Origin of the sequence: Natronoglycomyces albus (genome assembly GCF_016925535.1) — a bacterium.
Taxonomy (GTDB): domain Bacteria; phylum Actinomycetota; class Actinomycetes; order Mycobacteriales; family Micromonosporaceae; genus Natronoglycomyces; species Natronoglycomyces albus.
This window is the reverse complement of sequence record NZ_CP070496.1, coordinates 3,157,229-3,181,673: the sequence shown is the minus strand read 5'-3', so window position 1 is coordinate 3,181,673 and position 24,445 is coordinate 3,157,229. Positions and strand designations below refer to the sequence as shown.

Here is a 24,445-nt window from a genome sequence, read left to right as displayed (position 1 = left end):
AGTGCCCGCGACGACGGGGTCATCCCCGCGCGGGGAACGTCCGTGTTGCCTCTTTATTTAACCGCCGACAGTACCAGTGAGGTACGGGAGGGGTCACCGGCGAAGGGGTGGTGTTACCAGCGCATCTACGACCGAGGTAGTAATCAGTTCCTCACCGCTGCCGCCGGTGGGGAAGTGGCCGAGGTGGCGTAGATGTGCCGCGTGGACGATTGATCGTGTGGTGAATCCTGACTGGCAGAACCGGGCCGATGTGGACTAACGCTTGGTCCAAAGCCGTCCGGGCCTCGCTTGAAGACACTGCCGGACGACGCTGGTCGATTCGATCCATGATCGGGCTTCGGGGCAAATCCAGCCAACCACCAAGAGGAGATCGTTTCGGTCTTGCTCAAGATCGCGCCGGAGTATCGGTTCGCAATGGGCGATCCGGTTGCGCAGCTCGTTGAGGTACTTAACCCGCCGCTCGACTTCCTTGCGTGCTTGTGGATGGAGGTGGGGAAACCCATGTCTTAGTGCCGGGGTCCACAGCGTCTGCTCGTAGCGATGCGACAGCAAGTACCTCCAGAACCCGAAGCTCAATTCGGACACGATCGCGTCCGACGAGATTGGGCCTCGGATTCGGGTCTTGACCTTATTGACATCCGCACGACCCCTTTCAGTGAGCAAGTCCGGGCGGTCGAACCAGTTCTCTGAAAAGACTCGGGCGGCATGGGAGTGTAGGGCGTTTCGTAGGACGACCTCGAATCTGTGTAGGTCGGCGAAGAAGGCCGCCGACGCTGCAATGTTCCAGTCGTACAGCCGCATAGTCTCAATAGGGCTCTGAGCTGCCGTTGAATAGCTTTTAAGGCGCGGGAGTGACAGACGTTGGTACAAAGTGTCGAGGTGAGGTGAGGATTCTGGATTTATCTGCGGAAGCACGGCCGTGAGCCATGCCTTTCTTTCTCGACAGCATGGTTACTTGCGCCCCCTCGGCAGGGGCATGTAAAATTCCTCCCGAAGGCCCCGGTAGACCTCTGTTACGGCATGTCCCGGGGTTACTGCTTTATGAGGGCATATATAGCCTATTTCGAGCAATTCTCTGACCGGCGCACCTCCGCCGTGTCGAATGTCGTACACACGACACTGGATGACCCAATTTAGAGCTGATGCCGCTTCCGGGTGTACTTAGGCGTTCAAACCTGTACTGGGAGGAATCGCCGGCGAAGGGGTGGTGTTACCAGCGCATCTACGACTGAGGTAGTAATCAGTTCCTCACCGCTGCCACCGGTGGGGAAGTGGCCGAGGCGGCGTAGATGTGCCGCGCGGATGGTTTGATCGTGTGGTGAATCGTGACTGGCAGAACCGGGCCGGTTCCCAACTAGCTGAGTTGGGAGCGTAGTGCGCTGGCGGGTCAACTCCAAGCGAACTTTGTACCAAGACCAATGGGTCCACGGGCGCACGGCTGATATTGAGCTGCCCGACGGACGCCACCTGGACCGCCGACTCATCGACGCTGGCGATATCACCTCAGGGACCACCATGACCGCCTTGCTTTACTGCTGCGTACCTGACTAGACGCTGCTTTCGAAGCCAGTAGTGTTGCTGGCGCCGGGCCTCCCCGAAGTTGAGGCAGGTCGAATAACTCACCGTGCCAAGGGAAGGCGAATCGTTACCTTCGTTCCCGGTGCTTCGGGTGATCGGGATGCCCGGGCATCCGGGTAGGTGTCAGCCAACGACACAGTGCCATCATGGGCGCTCACAATGGATTCCACAATGGCCAAACCCAGTCCGGCCCCGCCCGTGGCGCGCGAGCGCGACTCGTCCACCCGGTACAGCCGCTCGAAAACTCTTCGGCGATGCTCCAGCGGTATCCCCGGCCCGTCATCGCTCACCGTCACCACAGCTTCAGCGCCGTCGTGACGCACCTTGAGGCGCGCGGGCGTGCCCTCCGGCGTGTGCTGCCGGGCATTGTTGAGCAGGTTCCCCAGCACTTGCCGCAGCCGGAAACCATCGCCGCGCACCATGACCGGATCGTCCGGCACCGATACGGTCACCGGATGTTCCGGGTGTGCCGCCGTGGCATCCTCGACCACGTCCCGAGCTAGGTCGCCAAGGTCGCACGGCTCCCACACGTCATCGGCGTCCTCGTCCAATCTGGCCAACAACAACAAGTCGTCCACCAGACGTGCCATCCGCTGATTTTCCACCCGGATACGACTCATCGCCCGATCCAACTCCGGCCCCGATTGGGCCCCACCGGACTCATACAACTCTGCGTAACCGCTCACCGTCGCCAACGGGGTTCGCAGCTCATGAGAGGCATCGGCGATAAACCGGCGAAGCTTCGCCTGCTCGGCCTCCCGCTGGCCAATCGTGTTCACCAGCGTGCCAACCATCCGATTCAGCGACGTCGCCAATCGCCCCATCTCGGTGTGCCCAGGCGCATCGGCCCGCCGCTTGAGGTCTCCATCGGCAATAGCGGCAGCAGTATCGATCATGGCCTCCACCGGTTGCAGGCCCCGGCGTGTAATCCACCAACTCGCCGCCGCGCTGGCCAGCAGGACCAGGACGACGGCCGTGACCATCGTTGTCACCAGATTGTTGCGGATGGCCGCCAGCTCCGTCAGCGGATAGGCCGCGACTAGTTGCAAGGGTTCCTCGTGCATGTTCGAAGACAACGTATGCGTCCCGGCCAGCGACATCAGCCGGTAATCCACCGACTTGTCCGCCGCTGGCACTGTGATGATCTGGCCGGGAGTCGGTAGCGGATCAGGCACCTCCGGCCGCGCCAGCCGATCGGTGGAATAACCGGCCAAGAATTCGCCAACGACCTGGCCACTTTCGGTGACCGCCAAGAGAGCAACCGGGGTATAGGGCGAGGCCGGTGAGGTCGGCACCGGCTCCATTTCGCCAATAATCACCGTAGTTTGTACTGCCGGCTGTTCCAGATACTCGCGCAGTTGTTCATCGGCCCGGTCGGTCATGCTGTTCGTGACCGCGCTGATGGCGATCGCCCCGATAGCCACCGCCGCGATACACAACAACAGCGCCATGGACGCGATGAGCCGAACCTTGATCGTCATGAGGGCCTAGGTGTCCGCACCACGTAGCCAACGCCACGCACCGTCTGAATCAGGTTCGAGTTGAGTTTGCGTCGCAAGTAGGAAATATACGTCTCCACAAGGGAAGTATCGGTGTCGACTGCGAAGCCCCACACCAGCCGCAACAGGTCGGCTCGCGACCATACCCGGTCGGGGTTGCCCGCCAAATGCGACAGCAACCGAAACTCGGTGGGAGACAACGTCACCTCAGAATCATCCACCCACACCTGATGCGCATCCGTGTCAATCGTCAAATCGCCAATGCGCAACAGATGGGCGTCCTCGGCCCGCCCGGCCAGCGTCCGCCGCAACACCGCCTCCATGCGCAAACGCAGCTCCTCAAGCCGAAACGGCTTCGTCAGATAGTCGTCGCCACCAGCGAGGAACCCATCCCGCACATCCTTGGGCGTGTCCCGGGCGGTCAGGAAAATGATCGGCGTGGAATCACGGCGATTGCGCAGCCGCTGGGCAATCGCGAAACCACTGAAGTCAGGCAGGTTGACATCCAGCAAGATCACGTTCGGACGATGCTGGTCCACCGCGCCCATGGCCTTGGTGCCGGTATGCGCGACGCGCACGTCATAGCCAGCGAAGTTGAGAGCGTCCTCAAGCATGCCCGCAAGCAGCTCCTCGTCCTCAGCGATCAAGACCCGGATTGGGCTGCCGTCGGCGTGACGCGAAGTCATCAGCGTGGGCTCAGAAGAAAGTGACACAACCATCATCATGCCCGGCTTTCGTGAGGAAGCGCTGGGCTGCTCATCAGAGTTGCCTGGGAAAGTGCCCTCTGACCTACCACAGCGGTGTTTTCGGTGGTTGGGTTAGCCAGGCCAGAGCGGGCAACCGCTTCGGCGCCCATCTTCCCCCAACCCACTGTGAGGTTCCCAATGAGCGTTATCGCCCGGGGCGCGCGAAACGCACTACGCAACAAGGCCAGGACTGGCGCGGTAGTCCTCGTCCTGGCCGTCGCGATCGGACTGACCCTGTCGATGCTGGTCGCCGGTGAGGCCGTGCGCGGCAAACTGGACACGCTGCGCGCCGACATGGACGCCACGGTCTCCATCTGGCCCGGCTTTGAACCGGGCACCCAGTTCGAAGACATCCCACGCTTGACCGAAGAAGAGCTTGACAAGGTCAGCGGCAACCCCCTGATCGCCGACGCCACCGCGACCGTGTCAGCACTGTTGCAGCCGAGGCAAGACCCCGACTTCGAAGACGAATTCCAGATTGGTTCCCCACTGGGCGCAGGTGCCGAGCCTGCCCAGACCGACCTGGAACCGGGCTTCGACGGTGAGGCCCTAGACCTACCAGAAGGGTTCTCGTTTCCCATCTCGGTGACCGGCACAACCGGTGATCGCGACGCCACCGGGGCCCGCTACCGGCTCACTGAGGGGCAGCTGCCCACCGGCGATAGGGAAGCGGTGATCAGCGAACAGATCGCGAAAGCCAATGACCTCGGCATCGGTGACACCTTCAGCGCCAATGACGAGGACTTCACCATCGTCGGTATCGCCGCATCCGCTGGGGAATTCGATGCCGTGGGCGTGGTCATGACCGTGCCAGCAGTGCAAGAAATCAGTGAAAACGATGGCTACGACGCGATTGTGGCCGACGTGCGCGACGTGGACGACATTGAGGCGGCCGTCGACTCCATCGTCGCCGACCTCGGTGCGGCGTTCGACGTCCGGTCGGACTCCCAATCGCTCCTGGCAGTCTCCGCCGGGCTCACCACGGTCGCCGACATTACGACGATTGGCTTCTGGGTCGCGCTCACGGCCGCCGCGCTGGTCGTCTTCTTCACCCTAGCCATGACAGTGCGGGAACGTCGCAAGGAAATCGGGGTCATCAAAGCCATCGGCGGCACCAATCGCGGGGTCATCACCCAATTCGCGACCGAAGCAGTCGTGCTGGTGTTCCTGGCCGCGATTTTGGGCCTCGGGGTTGCTGCCGTGTCATCGGGATTCACCGCCGATGCGCTTGTGGCCACCAACGTCAGCGACACCGGAGAAGATGAGGCCATTGCGCACAGCACGGTCGTTCAAGGCAGTAGCGACGGCATCTCGCAGATAGGCGATGCCCCCAGTGCCACCTCTGACCTGGTCGGCTCGATCACCGCCTCAGTCGGCCTGGACACCCTAGGTGTCGGGGCACTGGTTGCCCTGGGAATCGCGCTGCTGGGCAGCGCGGCACCCGCCTGGCTGATTGCCCGCGTCCGCCCCGCCGAAGTTCTCAAAGGAGAGTAACCATGTTGCACGTATCCGAAGTAACCAGACACTTCTCCACCGGTGCGGGCCAGGTGAAAGCCGTCGACGGCGTGAGTTTCGACGTCGAGACCGGGACATTCTGCGCGATCGTGGGACGCAGCGGCAGCGGCAAAAGCACGTTGCTGGCGCTACTGGGAGCTCTGGACTCGCCCACCTCGGGCAGCATCCACCTCGACGGCGTCGACGTGGCGGGTCTCTCGGCTCGCAAACAGGTCATATACCGGCGCGACCGGATCGGCTTCGTGTTCCAGAACTATCACCTGGTTTCCAACCTCAGCGCCATCGGCAACGTCATGTTGCCGATGGAATTCGCCGGGGCCTCCCGCTCACAGCGCCGCGAACACGCCGTGTCCCTCCTGGATCGGGTCGGTTTGCATGGAGACAAACAAGATCGCCTACCCGGCAAGCTCTCCGGAGGAGAACAACAGCGGGTATCAATTGCCCGGGCACTGGCAAACCAACCCGCGTTGATTCTGGCCGACGAGCCGACCGGAAACCTGGATAGTCGCAACTCCAAACGCATCGTGAGTCTGTTGCGTCAGCTGGTCGAGGAGGGCACCACGGTCATAGTCGTCACCCACGACCGGGGCTTGGCGGCCAAAACCGACCTCACCTTGTCGATGAAGGATGGACAGATTGTGCACCGGCAGGCGAAGGTCTGATCCAGCCCTGAGGTTGCCGGTGTTCTCGTAACGATCTCCTGGTCCTGCGCGATCGGCGCGTGGGACCAGGAGATCGCGGCAGATAAAACGGCGTGGAGCAATGCGGAGAGGGGGCGCGGCAACGTGCCCGTGCCCAGTGCCGCCTCGACGAGCAACCGGGCATAGCGCAGCTTGCGGCGCGAGCCGCTGCCTAGAAACCGTCGCATTTGCGCCTGGGTTTCGTGCCCGCGCCAGGCGGGCTGCTTTTGCAGCGAACGGAACGAATCGCCATCGCCCTGAGAGTCGAAGAGCGCCTCGACGTGCGCGGTGCCTACGGCCCGAAGCAGCTCGTCCTCTAGGTCGGCGACGCAGACGTGGAACCCAAGCTGTTCCAACTGGGCGCGGGTGTGCGGTGCGCCGAGGCCGGAGGCGATCAGCCCGCGTCGGAAAACCTCCTCCTCGTTCTGATCGCACAGGCCAGCTAGTCGCACCTGTGGTCCGAGCGGGCGCAGCCTGGTCAGGACGCGGCCGATGGCGTGGGCCCCACCTATGGGGGCGATGACAACCCGCTCGGCCTCAAGGTCCCGACCCAAGCCCATGGCGGCAGTCTCCACCGCGATGCGGTCGCTGATGCCTTCAACGAGCACCACCGCTGCGGCGCTGTCGACCTTAGCCATGGCAAGAGCCGTGGCCTTGGTTGAGGCTTCCGGGCCATGCACATAGCCTTTGAGCGCCTGAAGGGCAAGCTTACGGCGATTTGCTGCGTCCATAGTGTTCATGCGTTTCCGTTGGCGGGAAGGCGAGGCCGGCCTACTAAGAGCTCCTATCAGGTTTCTCTTCCTACTGCGGTGGTGTGCTGTCGCGCCTGGCCGCGTTGTCGGCCCTTGCCCATACCCGCTGGGTATGAACAAGGGCCTCCGCCTCCCCACGCACTGACAGCACACCATCCTCGCCACGGAAACAAACCTGATAGGAGCTCTAAGTTTGATACTCGCCGTGGCCATCATCCTCGATGAAGCGCACCGGTTAGGTCAACGGAATTAGCGATGGGCTCACCCGGGTCGGCCCCGCCGTGGCTAGAGCCAGCCTAGGAACGAAGTGAATTCAGCCGGTCGAAAGAGGCGAAAAGGAGGGCACCTTTTCGCCTCTCTTCGCATCCGACGGCCCTAATTCGAGCCACAATGCTATTGCCATCGGAGGCTATCGCCGACGATCGCATTGCCGCGTTGAAGCACGGCCTCGTTGACGTCGCGCATGTCGGCCAGCTTCGATTCGAGCTCGTGGGACTCAAAATAGTCCACCACCACAGATTCGAACAGCTCCCGGTTGCGTTTGTTGACGTCTTTACGCCGGACACAACTGGCGTCCGCTGCGGCCAGTTCCTTTTGTCGCTCCTCAAAAGTAGTGGGATCATCTGCGTAATATTCGGCGAGGAGGTGAGATTCACGCCCAAAATAGCTGAGGTCATAGCCGTCGTGGCGCATACATTCCGCCCATTCCTGCTCAATGGCGAGATACTTCGCATTTGTGAGCAAGTACGGATTCAAATTCGGGGCGACCTCCAACGCTTGAATGAAATACGACTCTGGGTCGTTTTCATATAGTTCATTGGCCACCGCGCCCGCACAGCCGTCGGTGAAGTATTCGATATAGGTCGCCGCGCCATCAAGGTGAACATTCTCTATGCCGGGAGTATCGCCGTTTATCTCCAGCGGCCCCCCGGCGTCTGCGGCCGCGACATAGGCCGTGGCGAATTCTTCCCCAAACATGACCGCCACCTGATTATGGTCGGGCACCTGCGGCGCGGCGGAGTCATCAACGGGGTTGAACGCCGCCCACAATTCACGGTGAATGTGCTGATAGCCCACCGTGTCGGCGGTTTCGGGGTCGATGCGGGGCTGGGCGACGCCCATCAGCGCCTCACGAGTGAGCTCGCGAGAGACCGCGTTGGCGGCATCTGCGGCGTGGGAATTGTCCACGCCGCGAGCCTGAGCACACTCGTCTTCGAGCCTGGCGGTGAGTTTGTGGATGTCCGCCAATGTCGAGACATGACTGTTCCAGGCCTGTTGAATATGGTCAGCCGCACTATCTTGCTGGGCCTCTTGATCTTCGTCTCCGCACGCGGCCAGTAGGAAAAGACCTGTCGCGCACACGGTGGCAATGCTTAGCGTTCTCATGGCAGTTCCTTGTGCAATTATCGCCAATAAGGGGTGATGTCCCGAGTGTCCGAGATTGAGAACTTACCTCCCGAACGCCGTAGTCGGCACCTGCCAATACATACCCCAATTGGCTGTCCGCCGCAATTGCAGCTATCTGAATACAGCGATCAATGTAACTTACGAGGATTGCGCTGTTAAGAGCCGCAAGGGCACAATTTTCCCACAGGCTTGTGTATAAAGAGGCTTCTGTGTACTCCTGGGTTTGTTTACCTGGGTAAACTCCGCCTTCGTTGTTTGCGATGCCGCTCGTGCAAGAAGTTCCAATATCTGCCGGAACGTAAAAGCTGGTGGAAAACGGTGTGGATATTCGGCAACGACTAGGGGAACAAATAACGAGGCTTATGCAAAAGGTGCATTCGGTGATCTCGTCTGCTCGTTTACCTGCGTAAACTTCGCTCCTGCGGCCTTGGGTTCGCACTTTTTCATAAGCCTCAATGCCGAATAGGGGTTTTCGCAGAATGGGAAATTATCTATCACTCACATCGAAATGGTGATTTTAAACCCATGAACAACGTTTCGCTCAACCCACAATTGAGCACCGGGGACAACTGCGGCCCCAAGATGCGGTCACATCGCAGACGCAGTGATTCACGGATGCCAACTCACTGACCCAAACACGGTCACTTAGGTGAGAAGATCCGAGCGCCACCTGGCCAGGTGGCGTATCGGGGCAAAGACAGACGGTCAACCTGAGCCCGGACATGGTTGTGGGGCATCTGCACTGAGCAGATGCCCCACAACCAATGAAACTAGCGCCTTTGCGGCCCTACAGGTTCTTAATGACCTCGCGCATGAGACGGGCAGTCTCCGAGGGGGTCTTGCCGACCTTGACGCCAGCGGCCTCCAGGGCCTCCTTCTTAGCGTCAGCGGTACCGGCCGAACCGGAGATGATGGCGCCGGCGTGGCCCATCGTCTTTCCGGGAGGAGCGGTGAACCCGGCAATGTAACCGACGACCGGCTTGGTGACGTGGTCGCGGATGTACTCGGCGGCCCGCTCTTCAGCGTCTCCACCGATTTCGCCGATCATGACAATGGCCTTCGTCTCCGGGTCCTCCTCGAATGCCTTCAGGCAGTCGATGTGAGTGGTACCGATGACCGGGTCGCCACCGATGCCAACGGAGGTGGAGAAGCCAATGTCACGCAGCTCGTACATCAGCTGGTAGGTCAGCGTTCCCGACTTCGAGACCAGACCGATGGGGCCCGCGCCGGAAATGTCGGCGGGCGTAATACCGGCGTTGGACTTTTCGGGGCTGGCGATACCCGGGCAGTTCGGCCCGACGATGCGGGTCTTGGAACCCTTGGCCTCGTTGTGTGCCCAGAAGGCCACCGAGTCATGCACCGGGATGCCCTCGGTGATGACCACGACGACGCCGATCTCGGCGTCGATAGCTTCGACCACAGCGGCCTTGCAGAAAGCCGGGGGAACGAAAACGACCGATACGTCAGCGCCGGTCTCGGACATGGCCTCGGCTACGGAGCCGAAGATCGGCAGCGAGGTGCCGTCCACGTCGACTTTCTGGCCAGCCTTGCGCGGGTTGACGCCACCGACGATGTCAGTTCCGGCCGCGAGCATGCGCTTGGTGTGCTTCATGCCCTCAGAGCCGGTCATGCCCTGAACGATGACCTTGGAATTCTCGGTAAGGAAGATCGCCATGTTAGGCCCCCTGGTGAGCGAGTTCGGCGGCCTTGTCGGCTGCGGAGTCCATGGTGTCGACCTGGGTCACCAGCGGGTGCCCAGCGTCGGAGAGGATCTTGCGACCCAGCTCGGCGTTGTTGCCGTCGAGGCGGACAACGAGCGGCTTGTCGACGGTTTCGCCACGGTCGGCCAGGACCTTCAGCGCGCCGATGATGCCGTTGGCGACAGCGTCGCAAGCGGTGATGCCGCCGAAGACGTTGACGAAGACGCTGCGTACGTCCGGGTCGGACAACACGACTTCGAGGCCGTTGGCCATGACCTCGGCCGAGGCTCCGCCGCCGATGTCGAGGAAGTTGGCGGGCTTGACATTGCCGTGGTTCTCACCGGCGTAGGCGACCACGTCGAGGGTCGACATGACCAGACCCGCGCCGTTGCCGATGATGCCGACCTGTCCGTCTAGCTTGACGTAGTTGAGGTCAGCTTCCTTGGCCCGCTGTTCGAGCGGGTCCACGGCGTTCTTGTCCTCGAAGTCCGCGGCGTTTTCCGGGTGACGGAAGTTCGCGTTCTCGTCGAGGGTGACCTTGGCGTCCAGCGCCAAAACCTTGCCTTCGGGGGTGCGAACTAGCGGGTTGACCTCGACCAGCGTGGCGTCTTCGGCGACGAAGGCGTGCCACAGCTTGACGAACACGTCGATGAGCTGGTCGCGTAGGTCTGCGGGGAAGCCAGCCTGATCAACGATCTGGGCGGCGATTTCCTCGGTCACACCGACATTGGCGTCGATGGGGGTCTTGACGACCTTCTCCGGGGTCTTGTCAGCGACCTCTTCGATGTCCACGCCACCTTCGGTGGAGGCGATCGACAGGAACGTGCGGTTGGCACGGTCCAGCAAGTAGGAGAAGTAGTATTCGGAGTCGATGTCGGCGGTGACAGTGAGCATGATCTTTTCGACCACGTGCCCCTTGATGTCCATGCCGAGAATGTTCGATGCGTGAGTCTTGACCTCGTCGACCGAGTCGGCGAGCTTAACGCCACCGGCCTTTCCACGGCCACCCACTTTTACTTGCGCTTTGACAACCACCCGGTCACCGAGGCGCTCGGCGAGCTCCACGGCTTCCGCTGAGGTGGTGGCGACGCCGCCGTCCAGCACCGGCACATCGTGCCGGGCGAACAGTGCGCGGCCCTGGTATTCGTACAGATCCACTGTAGAGTCCGCTCCACTAGCCTAGTCTTCATTGACCGAACCCGGTGCTCCCAGCGAGCGTGCGCTGGCATTTTGGGCTCGTTCTCGCAGCGTAACGCCATTGGCCACCTCAATGCGGCGGAGGGTACGTCTGCTGTGACACGGTTGGCGTTGACTAGAGCCGAATGTGGTGATTCAAGCGAATTCCCAGCTCACCAGCGAGGTCGAACTGCGGACGACGAGGTGGGTCGGGGCCGGTCACGCCGGCTAAGCCCGGCGGGCCGGTGACGCAACGGGTCGTAGACGCGAAAATGGGGATCGAGCGCACCCCTCAGACGCTCGATCCCCTTAGGCACGATGCCCTATCGCCACCCCTTTATCGACAGGACATCGGCAGTAATTGGAGGACGAATACCAAGCTGACCTCGGCGTCCTCACAATTTCTGGGTAAAGTTCATAGTGTCGGCCAGAATGTCCGCTAGAGGGTTATCTGTGCGGTTGTTCTGTAGTTTGTCCGACACTTATAGAAACGAGCCTGTCTGAGGGTAGTTACGGGACCGCAGAAAAAAAGTTGGCAAAAAACTACCCCAGGTCGCAACCTGGGGTACTGTCTCGCGTTTTAGCTGTTGGAGCGGTTGGCCACGTTCTGTTCGACCCAGTCCACGATCGCGTGCGTACTCGCACCCGGACCGAAAACCTCCGAGACCCCCATCTGCTTGAGCTTCGGAATATCCTCGTCGGGAATGATCCCCCCGCCGAAGACCAGGATGTCACCCGCGTCTTGCTCCACCAGCAGCTCGCGCAGCTGCTTGAACAACGTCATATGGGCACCCGAGAGAATGCTCAGACCGATACAGTCGGCGTCCTCGGCCAAAGCCGTGGCCACCACCTGCTCCGGGGTCTGGTGCAAACCCGTGTAGATCACTTCCACTCCGGCGTCACGCAGGGCACGCGCGACAACCTTGGCACCGCGGTCATGCCCGTCAAGGCCGACCTTCGCGACCACAATGCGAACCGGCGCGTCCATGGAACCTCCCTCACAAAGGCCCCGGCCAGTATGCCGGGGCCAACATCCATTTGAGCCTAACCTTTACGTCTTAACGCTGGTACGGCGGCTGGTTGTGGGGTGGGTAACCCTGTTGGCCCGGGTGGCCGCCCGGTGGGGGGAAACCAGGCTGCTGGCCGGGTTGCGGCTGGCCGGGAGGAGGAACCGCGCCGCCCTGCATCTGCGCGGGGGACGGGTCGCCACCGTGGCTGTCCAGCCAGTTCTTCACATCCTCATTCTTGAAGATAATAAACATGCCGTAGGCCACCAGCGCGGTGGTGATGACGAACAACAAGGGGCCCAAGAAGAGGAACCAGCCGGGAACTAGGTGGTTGACCGCGGGGTCACGCAGTTCATCTGGGGTAGAGGCGGACGTGAAGATATTAACCAGGCTCCACAGACCCAGAACCCCGAAGAAACCGATCGAATACTGGTTGAACTTCGGAATCTTAATGCTCGGTTTGGTCATGACAAAACCGATCGCGGCCGAGGAGAGGCCGAGCAGCAGATAAACCCAGGCATTGACCCCAATGTCCCAGGCCGAGGGCATACCAACGACGAAGCCCTCAAACTCGCGTTCAATATTGGAAATGATTTGCGACTGCCACATCACCAGCATCAGGATCGTCAGCACCGCGCTGGCTGCCGCTCCATAACACAGGTAGCTCAGCAACTTAACTTTCTCCGGCATGCCCCCCTGGCCCGCCGGAGGCTGACCCGGCATCGGGTAGCCCGGCTGTTGACCCTGCGGAGGCTGACCCGGGTGGCCCGGCTGCTGGCCTGGGCCCGGCTGCCCAGGAAAGGCGGGCTGACCCGGCTGTGGGGGCTGACCGGCGAAACCGGTCTGGTGTTGGGGCGGAATCGCCGTGGTCGGTTGCGCCGCAGGCGGCATGTGCTGCCCTTGCGGCGGATAACCCGGCTGCTGGCCCTGCGGGGGCTGGCCGGGAGCGGCGGGCACACCAGCGCCGGGGAAATTACCCTGCGGCGCTTGGGGAGTTTGCGTCTGCGGCGGCGGTGGAGCGCCACCTTGGCCGACGCGGGAAATCTTCATCGTGGAGTCAATGGCCTCTTGACCAGGCTGCGAGGGCTGGTTGGGCGTTTGACCCGCCGAGCCACCTGCAGGCCGCAGCTTGAAGGTACCGCCATCTTCATCCTCGTGCCCGGCACCGGGCTGCTGGGGGTTGGACATTCGGTGATCTCTTTTCGCATTCAACGATGGGAGTGTTACTGCTGATTACTGTACTAGGGGTGTCAAAGCAGTGGGCGACCAAGCCAGGCGAGGGCAAACCCTTGCGAGGCAAGCGATTGTGCTGGTCAACCCAGCACCAATGCGCCAGCAACGACGGCCGATGAGATCGACGGGGAGGTGTGGCTCCTAGAGTGGGGCGCTAGAGGTGGCCACCTTGGTCTATCCCTCCCCGAGCGCCGAGGGCGAAGCAACCCACTTTGGAGTGACCGTGTCGATCCCCTCTGAGGCTCACACGTGCAAGACTAAGTCGGTGAAGGAGCGAGGTGTGGATACAGCAAAGCCAGAAGACACGGGCACCCAGCAAGAGACAGTCGCCATCGGCGGAGTCAGCGCCAGGAGTAAACCCTCGCGCAAAGGCGGACCCAAACGCGGGGGCAACCGCGCCCGCAGCCTGTTCTCCGCCGCTGCCGCCACTCTGGGCTGGAATCTCGCCGTCGTCGCCGCACCACTATTGCTGCTGATCGTCCTCGCCTGGTGGCTCACAGAACGTATGGCCGAAGTAGACACCGTTATCGCTACCGCCGGAACCATCTGGATCGCCGGTCACGGCGCACCAGTGGTCATCGACGAACTCCCCATCTCCCTCACCCCACTACTGCTGACCCTCGTGATCGCGTGGCGGCTCTCCCGCGTCGGAGCCCACACCATCCGCGCCATCGGCGGACGCGACGCCGCCGCCGTCCGCGCCGTCGTCCTAGCCACCTCGCTGCTATACATAGCCGTATTTGCCGCCGTCGTCGCCTACTCCAACCGCGAACCGTTCACTATCGAGATCCTGCCCGCCCTGGCCTACGCGGTGCCATTGGCGATCCTCAGCCTCTGGTGGGGCGCGGCCAACGAATCCGGAGTACTGCACGAGGGCTGGATGCGCGCCTCCCTGTGGTTGCGGCGCGGCCTGCGCACCGGATCACTAGCCGCCATCGCGCTCATCGCCTGCGGCGCGGCTGTGGCCGGAGTATCGGTCGCCGTCAACGGCGGCTCGGTCGGCGAATCGCTAACCGGATACGAAAACGGGGAGTGGGCCGTCGGGCTGTTGTGCCTGCTGTACCTGCCCAACATCGCCATCTGGTCGGCCACCTACATCATCGGACCCGGGTTCGCCGTCGGAGACGGCACGATCGTGCAGGTCACCGACGTGACCCTCAACCCGCTGCCGCCGCTGCCCTGGTTCGCCGCCCTGCCGGCCGAACCCCTGCACGAATACGGAACCGCCCTACTGGGCCTACCGCTGGTCATCGGTGCCCTGTTGGGCATTCTGCTCACCTACCGTTCACCGGACCTGCGTCTTCCGCGTGTCATTACCGCCGCCCTCATCGCCGCGCTCACCACCGGGGCGCTCATCGCCGTACTCAGCTGGGCCGCCTCCGGCTCCACCGGTACAGGCCTGCTAGCCCAACTGGGGCCGCACCCATGGCACGCGGCCGGAATAGTCACCGCCGAAATGGCGCTCGCCGTTCTCGCCGCAGCGCTAGTGGCCCGCTTGTTCGCCGTGCACCGCCGCGCCGAAGAGGCCGAGGCAGTCAGGCGCGACACGGTCGTCATCCCCAGCCCCGCCGACAGTCCCGAACAGCGCTAAGGTGACGTCGTGACCTCGCGCATCGTAGTTCTGCTGTCCGGATCAGGCTCCAACCTGCAAGCCCTTATCGACGCTTGCGCCGAGGAAGACTACGGAGTCGACATTGTCGCCGTGGGAGCCGACCGCGACGGCATCGGCGGGCTCGACCGCGCCCACAAAGCCAACATCCCCACCTTCGTACACCGCGTGCGCGACTTCGCCGACCGGGAAGCGTGGGACCAAGCCATGGCCGAGGCCGTATCGGCATATCGGCCCGACCTAGTGGTGTCCGCCGGGTTCCTCAAGCTGCTGGGCAAGCGGTTCCTGGAGGCATTCCCGGGCCGCTACGTCAACACCCACAACTCGCTGCTACCGGCCTTTCCTGGCATGAACGGCCCCGCCGAGGCGCTGGCCGCAGGGGTCAAGGTGGCCGGGGCGACGCTGTTCATCTGCGACGCGGGCGTGGACACGGGGCCGATCATCGCGCAAACGACGGTCCCAGTGCTGGATGGCGATACTGTCGACGACCTCACCGAGCGCATCAAGGTGGCCGAACGGCGGCAGTTGGTTCAAGCGGTGGGGGACATGCTGCGCCACGGCTGGGACGTTGAGGGCAAGCGGGTGACCATCCGCTCCGGCAGCTGAGGACCGACGCAAGTCACCGTCGATGCTCGGGTTCTGGGTTGAAAGACCGCGCTGATGTAGGATCGGATGCGTCGCAACTGGCGAACGGGCCCGTCTGAGGCGAGCCTGAGGTGGAGCACCACCGGGGAGCGACACGAACAATGAGCACCGTCTGTCCGGTGCCAGTCGAACGCCTGGGCTGCTGAATCCGATTCAAAGGAGCAGTGCGCCCAATGGCCAACGCCGATAACACTGTACGTCCGATTCGTCGCGCGCTGATCAGCGTGTTCGACAAGACCGGTATCACCGAACTCGCCGCCGACTTGCATCGCGCCGGAGTAGAGCTGGTCTCCACCGGTTCGACCGCGAAACGCATCGCCGAAACCGGTACGCCCGTGACCAAGGTCGAAGACATCACCGGTTTTCCCGAATGCCTCGACGACCGCGTCAAGACGTTGCACCCGAAGGTTCACGCCGGTTTGCTCGCTGATGTGCGCCGCGAAAAGCATCGAGCTGAACTCGAACAGTTCGACATCGCGCCCTTTGACCTCCTGATTGGCAACCTCTATCCCTTCGCCGACACAGTTGCCAGCGGTGCCGACTATGACGCGATCGTCGAGAAAATCGACGTGGGCGGCCCCAGCATGGTGCGCGGCGCGGCGAAAAACCACGCCAACGTCACCGTGGTGGTGAACCCAGCCGACTACGACCAGCTGCGGGACGCTGTGCGATCCGGCGGCACCACCCATGCTCAGCGGCTCGCGTTCGCCGCCAAAGCCTTCGCCCACCTAGCCACCTACGACTCCACAGTGGCCACCTGGTTGGCCGAACAGGCCGACAGCGATGGCATGGCGGACTTCTCCTCCGCACCTTTGGCCAAACAAGCCGACCTTCGCTATGGCGAAAACCCGCACCAGGCGGCGGCGCTGTACGTCAACCCGCTGGCACCAGCCGGACTCGCTCAAGCTGAGCAACTGCACGGCAAAGCCATGTCCTACAACAACTATGTTGACGCCGACGCGGCGTGGCGGGCGGCGCACGACTTCCCCGAAGCGGCCGTGGCCATCATCAAACACGCCAACCCGTGCGGAATCGCCGTGGGTGCCACTATCGCGCAGGCACACCGCAAAGCGCACGAATGCGACCCGGTCAGCGCCTTCGGCGGAGTCATCGCCGCCAACCGCGCCATCGACGCCGAGGCCGCCAAACAAATCGCGGACATTTTCACCGAGGTCATTGTCGCGCCCTCGTATACAGATGAAGCGGTGGAGACCCTCACCAAACGCAAAAACGTCCGCTTGCTGCGGGCCCCTGAATGGGTCGCTACGCAAGCCGAGACGCGCTTTATCTCCGGCGGTGCGCTAACTCAGCAGCCCGACGGCATCGACGCGGCCGGAGACGACCCGGCCACCTGGGAACTAGCCGCCGGTGAGGCCGTCGACGAAGCCACGCTGGCGGACCTCGCCTTCGCGTGGAGGGCCTGCCGCAGCGTGAAGTCGAACGCGATCCTGCTTGCCGCCGACGGTGCTTCGGTGGGCGTGGGCATGGGCCAGGTCAACCGGGTCGACTCGGCCAAACTGGCCGTCGAGCGCGCTGGTGAGCGGGCGAACGGCTCGGTGGCGGCTTCGGACGCATTCTTCCCCTTCGCCGATGGCCTGCAAGTATTGCTCGACGCGGGCGTTAAAGCGGTCGTGCAGCCAGGCGGTTCGATGCGCGACTCGGAGGTCATGGCGGCGGCCGAGGCGGCAGGCGTGGCGATGTACGTGACGGGCACGAGGCACTTCTTCCACTAGCGGAGCTGGTGGAAGAAGAGTGGGCGTGGTTTCCTCTAGCGGAGCTAGTGGAAGAAGAGTGGGCAGGGTTTCCACTAGCTCCGCTAGTGGAAACCACGGGAACCTCGCTTCCGCTACTGGAGTTGGCTCTTATCGGCTGCCAGCTCGCGGTCCATAGAACGCGGTTTGCGTTTTGGCTGCGGCTTGATGCCAGCGGCTTCGCGCCGGTCGCACTGCGGTCGGTCATATTGCTTAGCTGGTTGCCCCCAGATATTCGCTACCGCTGTGTGCAGCGTGAACCTAGGCTGTGGAACGTGAGCGTATTGGATGCTGTTCAAGGTCTATCCCATCGCGAAGCGGCCGGGCGGTTGCTGGCCGATGGCTGGAATGTGTGTGGCGTTGGGGACTGGGCGACGGTGTGGCGTTCGCCCGATGGCGCGCAAGTAGCCCGGGTGAGCCCATTCGAGCTGGCTTATGGGGTCTTCGTTGAACTGTGTCGACGCCTCGAGGGGCATCCCCTATTGCCCCGCGTCGATGTGGATGTCCCGTTGCGGGGCGGCGGCCGTTTGACGGCAATGGAATTCCTGCTGCCGGTTGAGCGGGAGGAGGCCGCTGCGGTTATTCAGCGCTGGGACACCGTTTGCTCGGGCGACCCGATCACCCAGGTGCGTGTAGAGGCCGAACGACTCGACGCCGAAGCGGCGTCAGCTATTCCGTACTGGGGTGGTCTGGACCTTAACCGGAACAATGTTATGAAAGACGCCTCTGGCCAGTTCAAGCTAGTCGATCTCTTCTTCGCTGAGGGTGCAAAGATCTATCGCCTGCTGAGGAACGACCCGGCCCAGATTGCCGCTCGTTTCACCCCGGACCAACGTGAGTACATGTGCGAGATCGCCTTCATCGCCCGCCAATCCACCCCCGAAGAGATGGCACAGCTGCGAGCAGGAGCGGAACGTATCGCTTGAGGCGGGGCTTGGCTGTCACCTATTGACATGACCTAGCAACCGCTCCGATAGCGGCCCATCAGCATCGTCGGGCCCACCACCAGTGCACCCCCAAACTTGGCCCGCGCAAGGCTACCCGGTGAACAAACCCCATAACGTTAGCTGGTCTGACCTGCTGCACATTGTCCACGGCGACCCCGATAACGAGCGCAAGGGCGGCCACATGCACGGCACCGGCCGCCCTGGGAAGACGGAATTCCCCGCCAGCTGGGATGAAGAGGATATAGCTCAGGCTCTTCGCGCCGTAGCCACTTCACCGGCGGTTACTCACGAAAGACCCCGTGGAAACTGGTTTGCCGACGGCCAACATCGAGGTGTCACCATACGGGCAGTGGTCCGCTCAAATGGAAGCATTGAGGCAGGATGGCCTCTAGAAGGCCCAGGCGTAAAACGAAACCCAAGGTGAGGCTTAGATTCATGGACAACCGAGAGTTCGACGAACGTACCGAGGCGATCGTGCGTGCACTGTTGCCGCGTATACCCGACAAGTACGCCAGCGGGTTCGAGGGGACGCTGGCTGGCGGGGAACTAGAAGTTGCTCTAGAAGATCTCGTCTACACCGTTGTGGATGACCAGGTAGTGGTCAGTGAGTGGGAGCGAGATGTTTTGGTGGAGCTGGCGCGAAACTCTAGCAGTGGTGATGAACTACTGGAAAAGTTGCGATCGCTAGCTATTGGCGACTAGCAAAATCACGTATCGAACTTTCCCGACGTATTTACGTCGAGAGTCCTCCTCTGCGCGGCCATGGGTTTTCGTGCTCTGAATACTAAACCCGCAAGCGGGCGCTTAGAAGTCTTTTTCACTCGCTAACTGTGTTGTCTCTGGCCGCTGTGGGCACACGTGCCCTACATCAGTTACCGAGTACCTCATTCTCGAGTAGATGACGACGCCGCAGGTTCCTGCGAGCGCCCGCTCCGAACTTCTGCGGATTGTCGTAGGTGACGCCCATACTGTTCTCAACGCTGGGTAGCGGCATATTCAGGCTCTTCGGCGGCACTTCACCCAGGCGAGAGGACACAGCATGAGTTTTCAGGCAGTCACACCCTTCATCAACTATGGCGATATTCAGGCCGCCACCTCCTGGTTGACCGAAAAGTTGGGCTTTGGCGACGTCCGCTTCTATCGGGAGGAAGACGGATCGATCGGATACGCCGACATCTATGCCGGAGCAACGCGAATGCTCCTCACCGCAGCCGAGCCCGAGCCCGGTAACGGCCAGGGTTCGCTGTTCATCGTCCACGTCGACGACGTCGATGCACTCTATGAGTCAGTTAAGGCCAACGGCGTCGAGGCCGACCCACCTCGCGACACCGACTATGGTCCGCGCACCTTCGGAGTCACCGACCCCTGGGGATATAGCTGGTACTTCTGGCAAGGCGACACGCTGCCTGAATAGTCGCTGGAAAACGAGCCGCCGCCAGGGTGACGACACGCCGAAAGTGGCGCAGCGTGCAACCAGCCTCCAAGCCACGCAACTGCGGGGAACTCGGCCCTAACCGGTGGTGCCGTTGTGGATAGCATCTCACAAAAGTGCCGACCCCCTACGCTGCTGTTCTGAGGAACCCCATACGGTCGGTGACAGATCTACTCAGTGAAGAGGAGCACGTCATGGCTAAGAAAGTCACCGTTGTAGGAGCTGGTTTCTACGGCTCGACCACCGCGCAGCGTCTGGCTGAGTACAACATCTTCGACGAAGTTGTTCTCACCGACATCGTGGAGGGCAAAGCCGAGGGATTGGCGCTGGACATGAACCAGTCCCGCTCCATTGAAGGTTTTGAAACCAAGGTCACCGGGGCTACCACCGGCACCGACGGTTCTGGCTACGAGGCCACCGCCAACTCTGACATCGTCGTCATCACCGCGGGCCTTCCCCGTAAACCCGGCATGAGCCGCATGGACCTGCTGGAAGTCAACGCCGGGATCGTGCGTGGCGTCACCGAGGCCATCGTCGCCTCCTCGCCCAACGCCGTCATCATCGTCGTCTCCAACCCGCTTGACGAAATGACCGCACTGGCTCAGATCGCCTCCAAGCTCCCCAAGAACCAGGTCATGGGCCAGGCTGGCATGCTCGACACCGCCCGCTTCACCACCTTCGTGGCCGAGGCGCTGGACGTCAAAGTCGGGTCGGTCACCACCCTCACCCTGGGCTCACACGGCGACACCATGGTCCCCGTACCCAGCCACTGCACCGTTGACGGCAAGCCGCTGGGCGACCTGCTCGACCAGGCCAAGATCGACGAACTCGTGGAGCGCACCCGCAAGGGCGGCGCCGAGATCGTGGGTCTGCTGAAGACCGGTTCGGCCTACTACGCCCCCTCGGCCGCGGCCGCGCGCATGGCCAAAGCGGTCGCCGAAGACTCCGGTGCCGTCATGCCCGTGTGTGCCTGGGTCGATGGCGAATACGGCATCGAAGGCGTCTACCTGGGCGTCGAAGCTGAAATTGGTGCCACCGGCGTCAAGAAGGTCATCGAGACCAAACTGACCGACGACGAACTCGCCGGTCTCAAAGAGGCCGCCGAAGCCGTCCGCTCCAAGCAAGCCGACGTAGCTGGACTCTAAACACTCGCCGCACCCCTAAGGTGCGTCAAGCAGCGTCATCATCGCTAGATTGTGGCAGCGCACGATTCAACATGGTCGTGCGCTGCCGGTGTCTTAATGAATTGAAGCTAGGCTTAGTTCCCGTGACGAGTGTGTCCACAGCGAACCGGAGTGCCTCCACCAAGCCGTGGAAGCCCTATCGCGTCGTGCCCAAATCATGGTGGCCCGACCTGTGGTTGCTCGTGGCCTTCCTGGCCTTCTCAGCACTTTTGGTGTGGCCCACATTTGTCGTCGAATTCGACGTGTGGATGCGCGAGTTCGTCGAAGCCCACCGCCCCGCCTGGGCCTACTATGTCTCCCGGGTCCTCATCTTTTCGGGCCAGTTCGGGCTACTGGGAGTCGTCGCCCTGGCCCTAGCCTCGATCGTGGCCTACCGGTCGCGAACCATCCGCCCACTGTTGGCCCTCATCGTCACCTACCTGATCACCGGCGGAATCCTGATCCTCAAAGTCATATCGGATCGGGTGGCCCCGCGCTGGAAGGAAGACGAGTCAGACCCGACCCTTCCCTTCGCCGACGTCGACCAGGCACTCTTGTTCTCAAACCTGGAACCGTCGATGTCCTATCCCTCCGGGCATGTGCTCAACACGATCGTCTGGTTCGGGTTCATCGTGCTCCTGGTGGGTTCACACATGAGGTCCTGGCAGCGGCACGCACTCCGCTGGACACCACCCATCATCGCCACCGTGGCCATGATCGTGCTGTCGTGGCACTGGGTCTCCGATGTGCCAGCCGGAATCTTCATCGGCTTCCTCATCCTGCGGTTCATCTTGCGCATCAACTGGGCGACGATGCGATTCCCACCGGCGCTGGCGTGGCTGGAACCCGAGAACAAGATCCTTGGGATACCTCCGGCGACCTACCGGGAGTTTTTCCGCTCCTCGTATGCCCCGATCGAGCCAGACGAGCAGCGACTACGCCAGCGGTGGCCAGATGGCTCACCGGTGGCGCCCAAGCTGTGAGACTGACGCAGAAGGCCACGTCAGCTTCTCCTCGGTGCGTTTAGCAGCCCAAACCGCGCCTCCTGCGGCGAGGAACCCGCACCTTCGTAGATGCCAGAGTGGGTTCAATCTTGCTTCACCGGCGAGTGCGCACGTCTCGCCGTTCGTCCCTGACCGCGCGTAGCCGTCGAATCAGAGCGGGTTGCTCAGCGGCCGCCTCCGGTTGATCCAGTAGAGCGCTCAACTGGAAATAGTACTGATTGACAGACCAGTCGAATTCCTCCGCGATGGCTTTGGCCTTGGCACCTTCGGATTTCCACGGTCGCGCCTCGAAGGCGAGAACGCGCCGGTGCAGCTGGGAGAGGGTGGTCCGTCGAGCGGGCGCAGCCTCCTCGGGCGAGTCATACCCGCGGCTTTGGGCGGGCGCACTGGGCTGGCCCACACCGCCTGCGCGGCCCTGACCGGATCGCGCTGGAGGGTCGCACTCGCCCTGAGTGGTGGTTTCGGACGCCTCGCCTGAGTACTGGCCTCTGGCAGCATTCGCCGAGCCCTCCGCCTCAGTTGCGTCAGGCTGGGGATATGGGTCGTCGTTGGCGGCGTGGGTGGTTACTGCGGGGTCAGTCATCGATCCATTCGATCAGGTCGGCCACGGAGTTGAGGACATGATTGGGGCGGAAGGGGTGCTGCGCTACTTCGTCCATTGTCGCAGTCAACCCCGACAAAACCAGGACCGTTTCCAGCCCCGCTTCCAGCCCCGACAGCACGTCGGTGTCCATCCGGTCGCCGATCATGACCGATGACTCCGAGTGCGCCCCGATCTTGCGCAGCGCATGGCGCATCATCAGCGGATTGGGCTTACCGACGAAGTACGGCTTCCTGCCGGTAGCCTCGCTGATCAAAGCCGCGACCGACCCGGTGGCCGGCAAAATGCCATCGCGGGAGGGCCCGGTCGCGTCCGGATTCGTCGCGATAAAGCGCGCCCCATCCTTGATGAGGCGGATCGCCGTGGTCAAGCCGACGAAGTCATAGCGCCGCGTTTCGCCCAAAATGACATAGTCGGGCTGATAGTCGGTGAGCACGTAACCAATATCGTGCAGCGCCGTGGTCAGACCCGACTCCCCGATCACGTACGCGCTGCCGCCGGGGCGCTGATTGTTCAAAAAGTCGGCGGTGGCCAGCGCCGAGGTGTAGATGGCGCTCTCTGGGATCTTCAACCCGGAATTGCTCAGGCGCACGTGCAGGTCACGTGGGGTGTATATCGAGTTGTTCGTCAGCACGAGGAACCGTTTCCCGGTTTCCTGTAGGCGTTCGATGAACTTGTTCGCCCCTGGCACTGGGATGCCTTCGTGGACGAGTACGCCGTCCATGTCCGACAGCCAGCTTTCAAATGATGTGCGCTCACTCATGGCAGCTAGTGTGCCACCTCGTAGGTCGAGAAACCAGGTGCCCGCGCAAACTGGTGGTCTCTAGTAGACGAGGGCCTGGGTGTGCGGTCGCATGATTTCGTCGACGAATACGGCCGCTCCGGCGATGCGCACGCCGTCGATCAGGTCGGTCTGTTCGATGTCTCGTCGCACGGCGCATTGGGTGCACAGCGTGACTTGTCCGGCTTCGAGGATGGATTCCAGTAGCTCTTCTAGTGGTGCCGAGTGCGGTAGGTCGAACTGGGCGGCCTTGCCGGGCAAGGCGAACCAGGCCGATTCGCCCGTCAGCCACAGCGACACGGTTTTTCCGGCGGCCACGGCGGTGGCGGCGACGGTGAATGCCTGCGCACAGCGTTCGGGCGCGTCGGCTCCGGCGGTAACTTTCACAACCAGGTTCGCATTTGTCGATTCAGTCATGACAACACCTTAAGCTGTCAGGTATGGAAACAGCAGTAGTGGCAGTCATCGTGGCCGCATGTGGGGCGTTGGCTGGCTGGCTGGGATATTGGATGATACGGGTAGGGAAGCATCAGTGACAGATTCACCGCAGCACGAGGGCGAGACCGCACACGAGAGCTCCGAGGTTCCGCCGGAGTTCGCCTCGACGTTCCAGGGCGTGGGGGAGTATCCGTTTGAACAGACGCGCAATTTGCGTCACGGCCCGGACCTGCACCCGGACTTGTTGCCGCTGTTGCCGTTGGTGGGCCGGTGGCGCGGGCGCGGCCAGGGCGGCTATCCGGATATCGATGACTTTATGTATGCCCAGGAGCTGGAGTTCGCCCATGATGGGCGTCCGTTCCTGTACTACCGGGCGCGCAGCTGGATCATTGAGCCTGACGGTACGGCGGTGCGTCCGGCGGCGCAGGAAGTCGGTTGGTGGCGGCCGATTTCGTCGAAGAACCCCAAGCGTCCCGAGGTGGAGCTGCTGTTGGCGCAGCCGACGGGGATCATGGAGCTGTATTACGGACATGTGGACGGCACGAAGATCGAGTTGGCGACCGACGCGGTCATGCGCAGCCCGCACGCCAAGGAGGTCACGGCCTCGCAGCGGCTCTATGGCCTGGTCGAGGGCGCGTTGATGTACGCGATTGAGATGGCCGCTGAGGGTAAGCCGATGACGCCGCACTTGTCGGCCCGGCTGGAACGCATCGAGGGGTAGCGCTTCGGTCGGCCCGTTGTCCGGGGATTGCCGGATCTGACTATTTTAGGCCCGCAGTAG

General features: G+C 62.3%; 25 protein-coding genes, 1 pseudogene and 1 riboswitch. Of the genes and pseudogenes, 13 read left to right on the top strand and 13 right to left on the bottom strand.

The genetic code is table 11. The features are described 5' to 3' along the window. Positions 1–255: 255 nt before the first annotated feature. A complete protein-coding gene (locus JQS30_RS13655; protein WP_213170796.1) occupies positions 256–801 on the bottom strand; it encodes a hypothetical protein in 546 nt (181 codons plus the stop codon). Between the two features lie 573 nt (positions 802–1,374). Here JQS30_RS13655 and JQS30_RS13650 point away from each other — a divergent pair. After that, complete coding sequence (locus tag JQS30_RS13650; protein WP_213170795.1) at positions 1,375–1,551, top strand: hypothetical protein; 177 nt, start codon at positions 1,375–1,377, stop codon at positions 1,549–1,551. 68 nt (positions 1,552–1,619) lie between these two features. On the opposite strand, the gene JQS30_RS13645 is transcribed toward JQS30_RS13650, so the two are convergent. Next, on the bottom strand, positions 1,620–3,059 hold the full coding sequence (locus JQS30_RS13645) for a sensor histidine kinase (protein ID WP_213170794.1): 1,440 nt from the start codon (positions 3,057–3,059) through the stop codon (positions 1,620–1,622). Further along, the gene (locus tag JQS30_RS13640; RefSeq protein WP_246497930.1) at positions 3,056–3,763 is read right to left on the bottom strand and encodes a response regulator transcription factor; all 708 of its coding nucleotides are present in this window, start codon (positions 3,761–3,763) and stop codon (positions 3,056–3,058) included. Before JQS30_RS13640 ends, JQS30_RS13645 begins: the two co-directional genes overlap by 4 nt. A 198-nt stretch (positions 3,764–3,961) precedes the next feature. Between JQS30_RS13640 and JQS30_RS13635 the strand changes: the two genes are divergently transcribed. Continuing rightward, positions 3,962–5,317 carry an ABC transporter permease gene (locus tag JQS30_RS13635; protein ID WP_213170792.1) on the top strand — a complete coding sequence of 452 codons (1,356 nt, stop codon included), beginning with the start codon at positions 3,962–3,964 and terminating at the stop codon, positions 5,315–5,317. 2 nt (positions 5,318–5,319) lie between these two features. Continuing rightward, positions 5,320–6,000 (top strand): ABC transporter ATP-binding protein, encoded by a 681-nt coding sequence (locus JQS30_RS13630; RefSeq protein WP_213170791.1) that lies wholly within the window; start codon positions 5,320–5,322, stop codon positions 5,998–6,000. A gap of 488 nt (positions 6,001–6,488) precedes the next feature. Here JQS30_RS13630 and JQS30_RS17880 read toward each other — a convergent pair. The 6 genes and pseudogenes from JQS30_RS17880 to JQS30_RS13605 form a co-directional block, all read right to left on the bottom strand. Continuing rightward, positions 6,489–6,656, bottom strand: a pseudogene (locus JQS30_RS17880) (TOPRIM nucleotidyl transferase/hydrolase domain-containing protein); the annotation flags it as partial. Positions 6,657–7,163: 507 nt separating this feature from the next. Beyond that, positions 7,164–8,156 carry a hypothetical protein gene (locus JQS30_RS13625; protein WP_213170790.1) on the bottom strand — a complete coding sequence of 331 codons (993 nt, stop codon included), beginning with the start codon at positions 8,154–8,156 and terminating at the stop codon, positions 7,164–7,166. 808 nt (positions 8,157–8,964) lie between these two features. After that, on the bottom strand, positions 8,965–9,852 hold the full coding sequence (gene sucD, locus JQS30_RS13620; protein WP_213170789.1) for a succinate--CoA ligase subunit alpha: 888 nt from the start codon (positions 9,850–9,852) through the stop codon (positions 8,965–8,967). A 1-nt stretch (position 9,853) separates the two neighbouring features. Continuing rightward, entirely contained in the window at positions 9,854–11,035 is a 1,182-nt protein-coding gene (sucC, locus tag JQS30_RS13615) for an ADP-forming succinate--CoA ligase subunit beta (protein WP_213170788.1), read from the bottom strand. Between the two features lie 598 nt (positions 11,036–11,633). Beyond that, on the bottom strand, positions 11,634–12,041 hold the full coding sequence (gene icmB, locus JQS30_RS13610; RefSeq protein WP_213170787.1) for a coenzyme B12-dependent isobutyryl CoA mutase small subunit: 408 nt from the start codon (positions 12,039–12,041) through the stop codon (positions 11,634–11,636). Between the two features lie 70 nt (positions 12,042–12,111). Beyond that, positions 12,112–13,248, bottom strand: a complete 1,137-nt coding sequence (locus tag JQS30_RS13605) for a hypothetical protein (protein WP_213170786.1) — start codon at positions 13,246–13,248, stop codon at positions 12,112–12,114. Between the two features lie 325 nt (positions 13,249–13,573). Between JQS30_RS13605 and JQS30_RS13600 the strand changes: the two genes are divergently transcribed. The 6 genes from JQS30_RS13600 to JQS30_RS13575 all read left to right on the top strand — a co-directional run bounded on the left by JQS30_RS13600 (position 13,574) and on the right by JQS30_RS13575 (position 18,947). Then, complete coding sequence (locus tag JQS30_RS13600; RefSeq protein ID WP_213170785.1) at positions 13,574–14,884, top strand: cell division protein PerM; 1,311 nt, start codon at positions 13,574–13,576, stop codon at positions 14,882–14,884. A 9-nt stretch (positions 14,885–14,893) separates the two neighbouring features. Next, on the top strand, positions 14,894–15,508 hold the full coding sequence (gene purN / locus JQS30_RS13595) for a phosphoribosylglycinamide formyltransferase (protein ID WP_213170784.1): 615 nt from the start codon (positions 14,894–14,896) through the stop codon (positions 15,506–15,508). A gap of 63 nt (positions 15,509–15,571) precedes the next feature. Beyond that, positions 15,572–15,694: riboswitch (ZMP/ZTP riboswitch) on the top strand. A gap of 26 nt (positions 15,695–15,720) precedes the next feature. Beyond that, complete coding sequence (gene purH / locus JQS30_RS13590; protein ID WP_213170783.1) at positions 15,721–17,280, top strand: bifunctional phosphoribosylaminoimidazolecarboxamide formyltransferase/IMP cyclohydrolase; 1,560 nt, start codon at positions 15,721–15,723, stop codon at positions 17,278–17,280. Between the two features lie 293 nt (positions 17,281–17,573). Further along, positions 17,574–18,224: a hypothetical protein gene (locus JQS30_RS13585; RefSeq protein ID WP_213170782.1), complete on the top strand. Its 651-nt coding sequence runs from the start codon at positions 17,574–17,576 to the stop codon at positions 18,222–18,224. A gap of 202 nt (positions 18,225–18,426) precedes the next feature. After that, entirely contained in the window at positions 18,427–18,669 is a 243-nt protein-coding gene (locus tag JQS30_RS17875; RefSeq protein WP_425498874.1) for an EndoU domain-containing protein, read from the top strand. Positions 18,670–18,680: 11 nt separating this feature from the next. Beyond that, positions 18,681–18,947 (top strand): hypothetical protein, encoded by a 267-nt coding sequence (locus JQS30_RS13575; RefSeq protein WP_213170780.1) that lies wholly within the window; start codon positions 18,681–18,683, stop codon positions 18,945–18,947. A 166-nt stretch (positions 18,948–19,113) separates the two neighbouring features. On the opposite strand, the gene JQS30_RS13570 is transcribed toward JQS30_RS13575, so the two are convergent. Beyond that, positions 19,114–19,281: a hypothetical protein gene (locus JQS30_RS13570; RefSeq protein ID WP_213170779.1), complete on the bottom strand. Its 168-nt coding sequence runs from the start codon at positions 19,279–19,281 to the stop codon at positions 19,114–19,116. Between the two features lie 3 nt (positions 19,282–19,284). On the opposite strand from JQS30_RS13570, the gene JQS30_RS13565 reads away from it, so the two are divergent. The 3 genes from JQS30_RS13565 to JQS30_RS13555 all read left to right on the top strand — a co-directional run bounded on the left by JQS30_RS13565 (position 19,285) and on the right by JQS30_RS13555 (position 21,823). Then, positions 19,285–19,659 carry a VOC family protein gene (locus tag JQS30_RS13565; RefSeq protein ID WP_213170778.1) on the top strand — a complete coding sequence of 125 codons (375 nt, stop codon included), beginning with the start codon at positions 19,285–19,287 and terminating at the stop codon, positions 19,657–19,659. Positions 19,660–19,871: 212 nt separating this feature from the next. Then, positions 19,872–20,822 carry a malate dehydrogenase gene (gene mdh / locus JQS30_RS13560; protein ID WP_213170777.1) on the top strand — a complete coding sequence of 317 codons (951 nt, stop codon included), beginning with the start codon at positions 19,872–19,874 and terminating at the stop codon, positions 20,820–20,822. A 122-nt stretch (positions 20,823–20,944) separates the two neighbouring features. After that, a complete protein-coding gene (locus tag JQS30_RS13555; RefSeq protein ID WP_213170776.1) occupies positions 20,945–21,823 on the top strand; it encodes a phosphatase PAP2 family protein in 879 nt (292 codons plus the stop codon). Positions 21,824–21,938: 115 nt separating this feature from the next. Here the strand turns inward: JQS30_RS13555 and JQS30_RS13550 are convergent, their stop codons facing one another. Genes JQS30_RS13550 through JQS30_RS13540 form a run of 3 tightly spaced genes read right to left on the bottom strand, consistent with a single transcriptional unit; the run spans position 21,939 to position 23,643 of the window. Further along, a complete protein-coding gene (locus JQS30_RS13550; RefSeq protein WP_213170775.1) occupies positions 21,939–22,427 on the bottom strand; it encodes a DUF3263 domain-containing protein in 489 nt (162 codons plus the stop codon). Continuing rightward, positions 22,420–23,208, bottom strand: coding sequence for an HAD-IIA family hydrolase (locus JQS30_RS13545; RefSeq protein WP_213170774.1), 789 nt, complete (start codon positions 23,206–23,208; stop codon positions 22,420–22,422). Before JQS30_RS13545 ends, JQS30_RS13550 begins: the two co-directional genes overlap by 8 nt. Positions 23,209–23,268: 60 nt before the next feature. Then, positions 23,269–23,643, bottom strand: coding sequence for a DsrE family protein (locus JQS30_RS13540; RefSeq protein WP_213170773.1), 375 nt, complete (start codon positions 23,641–23,643; stop codon positions 23,269–23,271). Between the two features lie 199 nt (positions 23,644–23,842). Here JQS30_RS13540 and JQS30_RS13535 point away from each other — a divergent pair, with 199 nt between their 5' ends. Continuing rightward, the gene (locus JQS30_RS13535; protein WP_343076223.1) at positions 23,843–24,385 is read left to right on the top strand and encodes a heme-binding beta-barrel domain-containing protein; all 543 of its coding nucleotides are present in this window, start codon (positions 23,843–23,845) and stop codon (positions 24,383–24,385) included. Positions 24,386–24,445: the final 60 nt, after the last annotated feature.